The following is an 11,795-nucleotide window of genomic DNA, read 5'->3' as shown; positions in this document are numbered from 1 at the left end:
GGTAAGAACGAGTCATGGCAGCAGGCTCTTGACGTTGATCGGCTCGGCCTCGTTCTGCGCGGCACCCTTGGGCTTGCCGGCGATGGCCATACCGGCAACGCGGTAGAAGTTGTAGTCCGGGTTCTTGCCGGGGCCGCTGATCAGCAGGTCTTCCTTCTCGTACACCAGATCCTGGCGCTTGAACTCGCCCATCTCGAAATCGGGAGTGAGCTGGATCGCAGTGGTCGGGCAGGCTTCCTCGCACAGGCCGCAGAAAATGCAGCGCGAGAAGTTGATGCGGAAGAACTCCGGGTACCAGCGCCCGTCGTCGGTCTCGGCCTTCTGCAACGAGATGCAGCCCACCGGGCAGGCCACGGCGCACAGGTTGCAGGCCACGCAGCGTTCCTCGCCGTCGGGGTCGCGGGTCAGGACGATGCGGCCACGGTAGCGCGGCGGCAGGTAGACCGCCTCTTCCGGGTATTGCAGGGTGTCGCGCTTGCGAAAGCCGTGGCTGAACACCATGACCAGGCTGCGCAGTTGGGTGCCGGTACCGACCAGCACGTCCCAGATGTACTTGAACATTGCTTTTCTCCTTACTGGGCCGTGGCCAGCACGACGGCGCCGGTCACCAGCAGGTTGATCAGGGTCAGCGGCAGGCAGAACTTCCAACTGAAGGCCATGACCTGGTCATAGCGCGGGCGTGGGATCGACGCGCGCAGCAGGATGAAGATCATGATGAAGAAGGCCGTTTTCAGCGCGAACCAGAAGAACGGAATCTGCGGCAGGATGCCGAACGGGCCGTGCCAGCCACCGAAGAACAGGGTTACCAGCAGCGCCGACACGGTGACGATGGCCACGTATTCGCCGACGAAGAACATGCCCCATTTCATCCCGGCGTATTCGATGTGGTAACCGTCGGCCAGCTCCTGCTCGGCTTCCGGCTGGTCGAACGGGTGACGGTGGGTCACGGCCACGGCAGCGATGAAGAAGGTACAGAAGCCGAAGAACTGCGGAATGATGAACCACAGGTTCTGCGCCTGGTAATCGACGATGTCGCGCATGTTGAACGAGCCGACCTGCGCCACCACGCCCATTAGAGCCAGGGCCAGGAACACTTCGTAGGACACCGTCTGTGCCGAAGCACGCAGGGCACCGAGCAGGGCGAACTTGTTGTTGCTTGCCCAGCCAGCGAACAGCACCGCATACACCGACAAGCCCGCCATTGCGAAGAAGAACAGGATGCCGATGTTCAAGTCCGCCACGCCCCAGTTCGGGGTGATGGGGATGATGGCGAAGGCCATCAGCATCGCCGAAAAGGCGATCATCGGCGCCAGGATGAAGATGAACTTGTCGGCGAACGGCGGCGTCCAGTCCTCCTTGAAGAACATCTTGATCATGTCGGCGGCGATCTGAAACATGCCGAACGGCCCCACACGGTTGGGGCCGTAGCGATCCTGCCACCAGCCGAGCAGACGGCGTTCGACGAAGCTCAGCAGTGCGCCGCATACCACCACCACCAGCAGGATGACGATGGCCTTGAGTACCGCGATGACGATCTCGATCAGTTCGGGCGTCAACCAGTTCATTGCGCGGCCTCCTGCAGCAGGGTCACGCTGGCACCGGCGACTGCTGCCGGAATGCCCGGCAGGCCAACCGGCAGACCGACCAGACCGACGGCCAGATCATCACGCACCTGCAGCGGCAGGCGCAGCGCCTGGCCGTTGACGCTCAGGGCCAGCAGTGCACCGTCGTTCACCCCAAGGCGAGCCGCTTCATCGCGGGCCAGGGCCACGTAGGGTTCGGGGATGCGTTCCTGGATCGGTTTGGCACGCGCGGAGTTTTCCTCGCTGCCGAACAGGTGGTGCAGTGGCGCCACCTGCCAGGTGCCGGCTACCGGGTTGAACGCAGCATTGACGGCGAACCAGGGCAGGGCGTTACCGGCGGCTTCGAGCAGGCGCACGCCGGGGTCGCCGGCGCGCAGGTGACCACCGACCTCGTCCTGGAACTTGTTCCAGGCCTGCGGCGAGTTCCAGCCCGGCGACCAGGCGAATGGAATCTGCTGCCGATCTTCCTTGCTGCCGGCGTAGCCTTCCATGGAGAAGGCGAAGGCGCTGTCCTGATCCTGCGGCTGACGCGGCTCGTGCACGCTGATATTGGCGCGCATGGCGGTGCGGCCACTGTAGCGGTGCGGCTCGCGGGCCAGCTTGAGACCCTTGATGCGGAACGAGGCGCTCGGCGCGGCGTCCTTGATCCCGGCCAGCAACGTATTGCTGGCGGCGCAGGCTGCGGTGACCTGATCCAGCTGCGTCCAGTCCACGGCCTTGCCTTGCAGGGTGCTGTGCAGCGCGTGCAGCCAGCGCCAGCCTTCGCGGATCAGAATGCCCGCGTCGTAGTAGCTCGGCTCATAGACCTGGAAGAAGCGCTGGGCGCGGCCTTCCAGGCTGACCAGGGTGCCGTCGCCTTCGGCGAAGCTCGCCACCGGCAACAGCAGGTGGGCGCGTTCGCTGGTGGCGGTGCGTTGGTGATCGGCGACGATCACTGTCTGAGCGGCGCTGAGCGCTGCATCGACCTTGGCCGCATCGGCGCGGCGGTACAGGTCGTTTTCCAGCACGATCACGGCATCGGCCTGGCCGTTGCTCAGCGCATCGAGCGCGGCATCGACGGACTCGCCGCCCAGCAGTGCCAAGCCCAGGCTGTTGGCCTCGGGCACCACCAGGCTCAGCGAGCCATTCTTCTCACGGTTTTTCAGCGCGCTGGCGATATTGGCGGCGGCTTCGAGCAGGGCTTTGTCGCCCAGCGAGGCGCCGGAGACGATCAGCGGGCGTTGGGCTGTCAGCAGGGCATCGGCGATGCGCTGTACCAGCTCTCGGGTCTCGGCTTCCAGACCGTCGACCGCCGGTGCGCTCGGGTCGATGGCGTGAGCCACGGCGAAACCGATGCGAGCCAGGTCGGCCGGGGCGGCCTGCACGCTTTCGGCAGCCACGTCGTCCAGGTGGGTTTCCGCAACGCTGGCGATAAACAGCGGATGCCGCGCGTGCTGCGCAACATTCTGCACGGCCGCCATGTGCCAGTCCTGAATGCGCGCACCGGCAGCGATTTCGGTGGCCTTGCCCTTGACCGCTTGACGCAGGGCCAGGGCCAGGCGTGCGGCGGTCTGGGTCAGGTCTTCGCCAAGAACGAAGATGGCGTCGTGCAGCTCGATATCGCGCAGGGTCGGCGTCGGCAACGGGCCGTTTTGCAGGATGTCGCGGATCAGGCGGATATTGGCCAGTTCGCTGGCCGCAATACCACTATAGAAGTTGTCGGCGCCCACCAGTTCGCGCAGGGCGAAGTTGGATTCGAGGCTGGCACGCGGCGAGCCAATGCCGATCACACGCTTGCCCTTGAGCAGCTCGGCGGCCTTGTCCAGCGCGGCATCGATGCCGATGGCCTGGCCAGCCAGCAACGGCTGACGCGGGCGATCCGCATTGTTGACGTAGCCATAGCCGAAGCGGCCACGGTCACAGAGGAAGTACTGGTTCACCGAGCCGTTGAAGCGGTTCTCGATACGGCGCAGTTCGCCGTAGCGCTCACCGGGGCTGATGTTGCAGCCGCTGGAGCAGCCGTGGCAGATGCTTGGGGCGAACTGCATGTCCCACTTGCGGTTATAGCGCTCAGAGTGGGTTTTGTCAGTAAATACCCCTGTCGGGCAGACTTCGACTAAGTTGCCAGAAAATTCACTTTCCAGCGTGCCGTCCTCGACGCGGCCGAAGTACACGTTGTCGTGCGCGCCGTAGACGCCGAGGTCGGTGCCGCCGGCGTAGTCCTTGTAGTAGCGCACGCAGCGATAGCAGGCGATGCAGCGGTTCATCTCGTGGGCGATGAACGGGCCGAGCTCCTGGTTCTGGTGGGTGCGCTTGGTGAAGCGGTAGCGACGGGCGTTGTGCCCGGTCATCACCGTCATATCTTGCAGGTGGCAGTTACCGCCCTCTTCACAGACTGGACAGTCATGTGGGTGGTTGGTCATCAGCCATTCGACGACACTGGCGCGGAACGCCTTGGATTCCTCGTCGTCAATGCTGATCCAGGTGTTGTCGGTGGCTGGCGTCATGCAGGACATGACGATACGACCACGGGTGTCGTTCTCGTCGTTGTACTGCTTGACCGCGCACTGCCGGCACGCGCCGACGCTGCCTAGCGCCGGGTGCCAGCAGAAGTAGGGGATATCGAGTCCGAGGGACAGGCAGGCCTGCAGGAGGTTGTCTGCACCATCGACTTCGAAATCTTTGCCGTCTACGTGGATAGTGGCCATTTCTTCAAGTCTTCGTTTACCCGCTGGTTAAAGCGGCTGGCTAAGGGAATTCGTCTGTTCAGCTCGCAGTCACCGGCGTGCGGGGCGTATTCGCCACCTGGGCCACACCGGCCTCGAACTCGTCGCGGAAATACTTGATCGCACTGCCCAACGGCTCCACGGCACCCGGCGCGTGAGCACAGAAGGTCTTGCCCGGGCCGAGGAAGTTGACCAGGCCGAGCAGGGTGGCGATGTCCTCGCGGGTGCCTTCGCCGCGTTCCAGGGCGCGGAGGATCTTTACGCTCCACGGCAGGCCGTCGCGGCACGGCGTGCACCAGCCACAGGACTCGCGGGCGAAGAACTCTTCCATATTGCGCAGCAAGGACACCATGTTGATCGAGTCGTCCACCGCCAGCGCCAGGCCGGTGCCCATGCGCGTGCCGACCTTGGCGATACCGCCGGCGTACATCTGCGCCTCGAGGTGCTCGGGCAGCAGGAAGCCGGTACCGGCGCCGCCAGGCTGCCAGCATTTGAGCCTGTAGCCGTCACGCATGCCGCCGGCGTAGTCCTCGAACAGCTCGCGGGCGCTGATGCCGAACGGCAGTTCCCACAGGCCGGGGTTCTTCACCTTGCCGGAGAAGCCCATCAGCTTGGTGCCGTGGTCTTCGCTGCCGGGGCGGGCGAGGCTCTTGTACCAGTCCACGCCCTGGCCAATGATGGCCGGCACGTTGCACAGGGTTTCGACGTTGTTGACGCAGGTCGGCTTGCCCCAGACGCCGACGGCAGCCGGGAAGGGCGGCTTGGCGCGCGGGTTGGCGCGGCGGCCTTCCAGCGAGTTGATCAGCGCGGTTTCTTCGCCGCAGATGTAGCGGCCAGCGCCAGTGTGCACGAACAGCTCGAAATCGAAGCCTGAGCCGAAGATGTTCTTGCCCAAGAGGCCTGCGGCCTTGGCTTCCTCGATGGCGCGGTTGAGGTTGGCGGCGGCGTCGACGTATTCGCCGCGCAGGAAGATGTAGCCGCGGTAGGCCTTGAGCGCACGCGCCGAGATCAGCATGCCTTCCACCAACAGGTGTGGCAGCTGTTCCATCAGCATGCGGTCTTTCCAGGTGTTGGGCTCCATTTCGTCCGCATTGCACAGCAGGTAGCGGATGTTCATGGATTCGTCGGCCGGCATCAGGCCCCACTTCACCCCGGTGGGGAAGCCTGCGCCGCCGCGACCCTTGAGGCCGGATTCCTTGACGGTCTGCACGATGTCGGCCTGGGCCATCTCGGTCAGTGCCTTGCGTGCGGCCGCGTAGCCGTTCTTCTGCTGGTATTCCTGCAGCCATACCGGCTGGGCGTCGTCACGCAGGCGCCAGGTCAGCGGGTGGGTTTCTTCGCTGCGGGCGATGCGGTTGGCTGGGCCGATGGAGGTGAGGGTCTTCATTTGTAGGCCTCCAGCAGCTTGGCGACGCCGTCAGGCTGGACATCGCCGAAGGTGTCGTCGTCGATCATCAGCGCCGGGGCCTTGTCGCAGTTGCCCAGGCAGCACACCGGCAGCAGGGTGAAGCGCTCATCGCTGGTGGTCTGGCCAAGGCCGATGCCAAGCTGCTTCTGCATCTCACTGACCACCGACTCATGGCCGCCGATGTAGCAGGTCATGCTGTCGCACACGCGAATCACATGACGACCAACCGGCTGGCGGAATATCTGGCTGTAGAAGGTGGCCACGCCCTCGACGTCGCTGGCCGGGATGCCGAGAATTTCGCCAATGGCATCGGCGGCGCCGTCGGGCACCCAGCCGCGCTGCTTCTGCACGATCTTCAGCGCTTCGATGCTGGCAGCGCGAGGGTCTTCGTAGTGATGCATCTCGTGCTCGATGGCCGAGCGCTCGGTTTCGCTGAGGGTGAAACGGTCGGTCTGAATTAGCGTGCTCATGTCAGCGGTCCACATCGGCCATGACGAAGTCGATACTGCCCAGGTAGGCGATCAGATCCGCCACCATGCTGCCGCGAATCACCGAAGGGATCTGCTGCAGGTGGGCGAAGCTGGGGGTGCGAATCCGGGTGCGGTAGCTCATGGTGCTGCCGTCGCTCGTCAGGTAGTAGCTGTTGATGCCCTTGGTCGCCTCGATCATCTGGAAGGCTTCGTTGGCCGGCATGACCGGGCCCCAGGAAACCTGCAGGAAGTGGGTGATCAGGGTTTCGATGTGCTGCAGCGTGCGTTCTTTCGGCGGCGGCGTGGTCAGCGGGTGATCGGCCTTGTACGGGCCTTCCGGCATGTTCTTCAGGCACTGGTCGATGATGCGGATGCTCTGGCGCATCTCCTCTACGCGCACCATGCAGCGGTCATAGGCGTCGCCATTGGCCGCCAGTGGCACCTCGAACTCGAAGTGCTCGTAGCCGGAGTACGGGCGCGCCTTGCGCAGGTCGAAGTCGCAGCCGGTGGCGCGCAGGCCGGCGCCGGTGGTGCCCCATTCCAGCGCTTCCTTGGTGTTGTACTGCGCCACACCGATGGTACGGGCCTTGAGGATGCTGTTCTTCAGCGCCGCCTTCTCGTATTCGTCGAGGCGCTTGGGCAGCCAGTCGACGAATTCCTTGACCAGCTTGTCCCAACCGCGCGGCAGGTCGTGGGCGACGCCACCGATGCGATACCAGGCCGGATGCAGGCGGAAGCCGGTGATGGCTTCGATCACCTTGTAGGCGCGCTGGCGATCGGTGAAGGTGAAGAACACCGGGGTCATGGCGCCGACATCCTGGATATAGGTACCGAGGAACAGCAGGTGGCTGGTGATGCGGAAGAACTCGGCGAGCATCACGCGGATGAAGTCGACCCGGGCCGGCACCTTGATACCGGCGAGTTTCTCCACCGAGAGCACGTAGGGCAGGTTGTTCATCACCCCGCCGAGGTAGTCGATGCGGTCGGTGTAGGGGATGAAGCTGTGCCAGCTCTGGCGTTCGGCCATCTTTTCGGCACCACGGTGGTGGTAGCCGATCTCCGGTACGCAATCGACGATCTCTTCGCCGTCGAGCTGCAGGATGATGCGGAAGGCGCCGTGGGCAGAGGGGTGGTTGGGGCCGAGGTTGAGGAACATGTAGTCCTCGTGCTCGCCGCCGCGTTTCATGCCCCAGTCTTCAGGCTTGAAGCGCGCGGCTTCTTCTTCCAACTGCTGCTTGGCCAGGGTCAGGCTGAACGGATCGAATTCGGTGGCGCGCGCCGGGTAGTCCTTGCGCAGCGGGTGGCCTTCCCAGGTCGGCGGCATCATGATGCGACTCAGGTGCGGGTGGCCGGTAAAGGTGATGCCGTACAGATCCCAGACTTCGCGCTCGTACCAGTTGGCGTTGGGCCAGATGCCGGTGGCGGTGGGCAGTTTGAGGTCGCGCTCGGACAAGGCGACCTTGATCATCACGTCGCTATTACGCTCCAGCGACATCAGGTGATAGAACACCGTGAAGTCGGCGTCTGGCAGGCCGCGACGCTGGGTGCGCAGGCGCTCGTCGACGCCGTGCAGGTCGTAGAGCATCACGTAGGGGCGCGGCAGGTTGCGCAGGCAGGTGAGCACTTCAATAAGGCGCTCACGGGCGACCCAGAGTACCGGCATGCCGGTGCGGGTCGCTTGCAGGGTGAAACTGTCGTCGCCAAAACGGGCGCGCAGTTCGGCGACGACGTCCTGGTCGTCAGCCTTGTAAGGCGGTATGGACACAACGGTGTCTTGAGTCATGGTCTCGGTCGCTGTCGATCAACGTAGAAAGTGGGCATGACGCTTGCGCAGGCAAGCATCGGCTCAGACTTCGTCGGGGCTACGCAGGTTGGTAACGGCGATTCGCTGCTCGCGACGCTGTTCCTTCTGCGAAGGCATTTCGGCACGGTAGATGCCTTGATCGCCAACGACCCAGGATAGCGGGCGGCGCTCCTGGCCGATGGATTCCTGCAGCAGCATCAAGCCTTGCAGGAACGCCTCGGGGCGGGGCGGGCAGCCGGGAATGTAGACGTCCACGGGGAGGAACTTGTCCACGCCCTGAACGACCGAGTAGATGTCGTACATGCCGCCGGAGTTGGCGCATGAACCCATGGAAATGACCCACTTGGGCTCCAGCATCTGCTCGTAGAGACGCTGAATGACCGGCGCCATCTTGATGAAGCAGGTGCCGGCAATGACCATGAAGTCGGCCTGGCGGGGTGATGCGCGAATGACTTCCGCACCGAAGCGCGCCACGTCATGCGGGGCGGTGAAGGCGGTGGTCATTTCCACATAGCAGCAGGACAGGCCGAAGTTGTACGGCCACAAGGAATTCTTGCGCCCCCAATTGACTGCGCCGTTAAGCACGTCCGAGAGCTTGCCCATGTAGATGTTCTTGTGAACCTGATCCTCTAGCAGCGGGTCGGAAACGACCTCCCGCTGGCCGATCGGATACGCCTCATTGGGCGCATTCGGGTCGACCCGAGTAAGTTTGTATTGCATCGCCAAAGCCTCATTGTTTTAGCTTCGCCTGCCGTTCACGACGTCCCTGCGGTGCCCAATCGAGCGCGCCGATACGCCAAAGATAGACAAGACCTGCCAACAGAATTGCTATGAAAACTGTAGCTTCGATCAGGCCCGCCCAGCCGCTTTCGCGTACCGAGACTGCCCAAGCGAAGAGATAGAGGGCTTCAACGTCGAAGATCACGAAGAGCATCGCGACCAGATAGAACTTGGCTGACAGGCGCAGACGCGCGCTGCCGGTGGGAAGCATGCCCGACTCGAAGGGTTCGTTCTTGCTGCGTCCCCAGGCCTTGCTGCCGAGCAGGCTGGAAAGGCCGAGCATGAAGGCGATGAGCGCGCAGACACCCAGCAAGAAAACAGCGAAGGCCCAGTTCTGGGACATGGTGGTTACCGCATCAGGCATGCCGGTACTCCTGGAACTCAAGGAACGGCTTTTATTTGGTTAGCTGACCAGCACCGTCAAGGGTGCTGACGCAAAGTGTGTTTACAATACTATGTGTATGCCGACTGTAAGTAAATTTTTCAGAGAAAATTATTCCTGCATTTTCATCACTATTGCCAGGTTTTTGCCTGAATTGTCGCATCGCTGTAATTGCGCCGCAGGCCATGCAGGTCGGCGCTTCTGGACTATAGCTGATGGCTTTGTTCTGGCAATCCGTGGCGCCCATTCATCCGGCTAATCTGCCTCATTTTGCTGGGTGATGCGCCTCGGCAAGATGAGTAATTGCCTGCCACTTTGGTATTGGGGCGGCGGCAGCAGGCATTGACTTAAATTCTCTTGATGTATCTCTACGCCTGCAGCTCTGCATCAAGGTTTATCGGGCCTTGGGACATTCACTCGCCCATCCTGTCTTGGATATGCCAAGGCTGAGCCCTGTTTGGCTGAAGCGGTTTATCGCGCAAGTAAAAAAAGCCCCGGCAAGCCGGGGCGGATTAGGCAATCGGCCGCTGCGGGTGCGTGGCCCGCAGCGGTTGAACCGTTCTTAGTGGAACTGGTTCATGGTGTTGTCTTTACCGCTGGCCTTCAGAGCCGCTTCGCCTGCGAAGTACTCCTTGTGGTTGTCGCCGATGTCCGAGCCGGCCATGTTCTGGTGCTTGACGCAGGCGATGCCCTGGCGCAGTTCCTGACGCTGTACGCCTTTCACGTAGGCCAGCATGCCCTGGTCGGCGAAGTAACCCTTGGCCAGGTTGTCGGTGGACAGCGCGGCGGTGTGGTAGGTCGGCAGGGTGATCAGGTGGTGGAAGATGCCGGCGTGGGCCGAGCCGTCGCGCTGGAAGGTGCGGATCTTCTCGTCGGCAACCTGAGCCAGTTCGGTTTCGTCGTACTCGACGCTCATCAGCTTGGCGCGGTCGTAGGCGGACACGTCCTTGCCTTCGGCAACGAATGCATCGAACACTTGCTGGCGGAAGTTCAGGGTCCAGTTGAAGGACGGGCTGTTGTTGTAGACCAGCTTGGCATTCGGGATGACTTCGCGGATACGGTCAACCATGGCCTTGATCTGGCCAACGTGCGGTTTCTCGGTTTCGATCCACAGCAGGTCGGCGCCGTTCTGTAGGCTGGTGATGCAGTCCAGGACGCAGCGGTCTTCGCCGGTGCCGGCACGGAACTGGAACAGGTTGGACGGCAGGCGCTTCGGACGCAGCAGCTTGCCTTCACGTTTGATCACGACATCGCCGTTGCCCAGTTCGGCTTCGGAGATTTCTTCGCAATCGAGGAAGGAGTTGTACAGGTCGCCCAGGTCGCCCGGCTCTTTGGTCACGGCGATCTGCTTGGTCAGGCCAGCACCCAGGGAGTCGGTACGGGCAACGATCACGCCGTTGTCGATACCCAGTTCCAGGAAGGCGTAACGCACGGCAGCGATCTTGGCCAGGAAGTCGGCATGAGGAACGGTCACTTTACCGTCCTGGTGGCCGCACTGCTTCTCATCGGAAACCTGGTTCTCGATCTGGATGCAGCAGGCGCCTGCTTCAATCATGCGCTTGGCCAGCAGGTAGGTGGCTTCCGGGTTACCGAAGCCAGCGTCGATGTCGGCGATGATCGGGACGATGTGGGTTTCGAAGTTGTCGATCTGGTTCTGGATCTCGGCGGCCTTGGCGTGGTCGCCAGCGTCACGAGCGGCGTCCAGGGCAGTGAACAGCAGGTCCAGTTCGCGGCTGTCAGCCTGGCGCAGGAAGGTGTACAGCTCTTCGATCAGGTCGGAGACGGCGGTTTTCTCGTGCATCGACTGATCCGGCAGCGGGCCGAAGTCGGAGCGCAGAGCGGCGACCATCCAGCCGGACAGGTAGAGGTAGCGCTTGTTGGTGGTTTTCAGGTGCTTCTTGATCGAGATCAGCTTCTGCTGACCAATGAAGCCGTGCCAGCAACCCAGCGACTGGGTGTAGAGGGAGGAGTCGGCGTCGTACTCTTCCATATCCTTGCGCATGATGTCAGCGGTGTACTGAGCGATTTCCAGACCGGTCTTGAAACGGTTCTGAGCGCGCATACGGGCGACGGACTCGGGGTTGATAGCGCTCCAGCTGCTGCCGAACTTCTCTTTCAGAGCGGCTACAGCCTTGATGTCGTTTTGATATGCGGACATGGTCAATCCTTCAGAAAATGTGTTGGTTGAGCACCGACTACCCACGCAAAGCGTGCACGAATGCAGCGGCTGGGCGGCTACCACTTCGACGGCGAGAAAACGGCTGAAAGGCGAGGGTGTACTGCGAAGAGGGGGATGTAGGCGAGCAGATCGCTGGTCGCTTCAGGCGTCGGGCTCGTGGAAACCCTTGGCACTGCGCTGAACCTGGCGAGCTGTCTGTTACTTAACGCTTCCCCGTCCCTCAGGACAACTTCGTTCCAGTCGCAACCTCGTCGTACGGCCTTATGGGCTGTTGGGACACGGACCGTAGCGAAGTACTTCGCGGGCGGTCTGGAGATCCTTTTCAGGACCCCTGGCTAGCGGGAGCGAGGCCATCATGCCTCTGGGAAGATGCTTCGTCAAACGTTTTGTAGTGGTTTTTTTAAACTACTACATATTCATTCGGCGACTGCCTGGTCATGCCAGGCAGCCCATGGGGCGGGCGTTTCAAGCAGTTTTCGGGTTG

General features: G+C 62.4%; 9 protein-coding genes. All 9 read right to left on the bottom strand.

The features are described from left to right. Nucleotides 1-12: 12 nt before the first annotated feature. Nucleotides 13-561, bottom strand: a complete 549-nt coding sequence (gene nuoI / locus J7655_RS11340) for an NADH-quinone oxidoreductase subunit NuoI (RefSeq protein ID WP_112211259.1) — start codon at nucleotides 559-561, stop codon at nucleotides 13-15. A gap of 11 nt (nucleotides 562-572) precedes the next feature. After that, the gene (nuoH, locus tag J7655_RS11335; RefSeq protein WP_230924530.1) at nucleotides 573-1,565 is read right to left on the bottom strand and encodes an NADH-quinone oxidoreductase subunit NuoH; all 993 of its coding nucleotides are present in this window, start codon (nucleotides 1,563-1,565) and stop codon (nucleotides 573-575) included. Beyond that, nucleotides 1,562-4,270: an NADH-quinone oxidoreductase subunit NuoG gene (nuoG, locus tag J7655_RS11330; RefSeq protein WP_230924529.1), complete on the bottom strand. Its 2,709-nt coding sequence runs from the start codon at nucleotides 4,268-4,270 to the stop codon at nucleotides 1,562-1,564. The genes nuoH and nuoG overlap by 4 nt, the downstream gene beginning before the upstream one ends. 58 nt (nucleotides 4,271-4,328) lie before the next feature. Continuing rightward, on the bottom strand, nucleotides 4,329-5,675 hold the full coding sequence (nuoF, locus tag J7655_RS11325) for an NADH-quinone oxidoreductase subunit NuoF (protein WP_230924528.1): 1,347 nt from the start codon (nucleotides 5,673-5,675) through the stop codon (nucleotides 4,329-4,331). After that, nucleotides 5,672-6,166 carry an NADH-quinone oxidoreductase subunit NuoE gene (nuoE, locus tag J7655_RS11320; protein WP_230924527.1) on the bottom strand — a complete coding sequence of 165 codons (495 nt, stop codon included), beginning with the start codon at nucleotides 6,164-6,166 and terminating at the stop codon, nucleotides 5,672-5,674. The genes nuoF and nuoE overlap by 4 nt, the downstream gene beginning before the upstream one ends. A gap of 1 nt (nucleotide 6,167) precedes the next feature. Further along, on the bottom strand, nucleotides 6,168-7,949 hold the full coding sequence (nuoC, locus tag J7655_RS11315) for an NADH-quinone oxidoreductase subunit C/D (RefSeq protein WP_230924526.1): 1,782 nt from the start codon (nucleotides 7,947-7,949) through the stop codon (nucleotides 6,168-6,170). 63 nt (nucleotides 7,950-8,012) lie between these two features. Further along, on the bottom strand, nucleotides 8,013-8,690 hold the full coding sequence (locus J7655_RS11310; protein ID WP_013715478.1) for a NuoB/complex I 20 kDa subunit family protein: 678 nt from the start codon (nucleotides 8,688-8,690) through the stop codon (nucleotides 8,013-8,015). 10 nt (nucleotides 8,691-8,700) lie between these two features. Beyond that, nucleotides 8,701-9,114 carry an NADH-quinone oxidoreductase subunit A gene (locus tag J7655_RS11305; protein WP_125873291.1) on the bottom strand — a complete coding sequence of 138 codons (414 nt, stop codon included), beginning with the start codon at nucleotides 9,112-9,114 and terminating at the stop codon, nucleotides 8,701-8,703. A gap of 580 nt (nucleotides 9,115-9,694) precedes the next feature. Then, nucleotides 9,695-11,290, bottom strand: coding sequence for an isocitrate lyase (locus tag J7655_RS11300; RefSeq protein ID WP_230924525.1), 1,596 nt, complete (start codon nucleotides 11,288-11,290; stop codon nucleotides 9,695-9,697). Nucleotides 11,291-11,795: the final 505 nt, after the last annotated feature.

The organism is Pseudomonas wenzhouensis (assembly GCF_021029445.1).
GTDB lineage: Bacteria > Pseudomonadota > Gammaproteobacteria > Pseudomonadales > Pseudomonadaceae > Aquipseudomonas > Aquipseudomonas wenzhouensis.
This window is presented reverse-complemented; position numbering and strand designations above follow the sequence as displayed.

Coding starts and splice junctions, on each gene's coding strand:
- J7655_RS11300 (WP_230924525.1), bottom strand. CDS start 11,290: ATGTCCGCATATCAAAACGACATCAAGGCTGTAGCCGCTCTGAAAGAG.
- nuoI (WP_112211259.1), bottom strand. CDS start 561: ATGTTCAAGTACATCTGGGACGTGCTGGTCGGTACCGGCACCCAACTG.
- nuoG (WP_230924529.1), bottom strand. CDS start 4,270: ATGGCCACTATCCACGTAGACGGCAAAGATTTCGAAGTCGATGGTGCA.
- nuoC (WP_230924526.1), bottom strand. CDS start 7,949: ATGACTCAAGACACCGTTGTGTCCATACCGCCTTACAAGGCTGACGAC.
- J7655_RS11305 (WP_125873291.1), bottom strand. CDS start 9,114: ATGCCTGATGCGGTAACCACCATGTCCCAGAACTGGGCCTTCGCTGTT.
- nuoH (WP_230924530.1), bottom strand. CDS start 1,565: ATGAACTGGTTGACGCCCGAACTGATCGAGATCGTCATCGCGGTACTC.
- J7655_RS11310 (WP_013715478.1), bottom strand. CDS start 8,690: ATGCAATACAAACTTACTCGGGTCGACCCGAATGCGCCCAATGAGGCG.
- nuoE (WP_230924527.1), bottom strand. CDS start 6,166: ATGAGCACGCTAATTCAGACCGACCGTTTCACCCTCAGCGAAACCGAG.
- nuoF (WP_230924528.1), bottom strand. CDS start 5,675: ATGAAGACCCTCACCTCCATCGGCCCAGCCAACCGCATCGCCCGCAGC.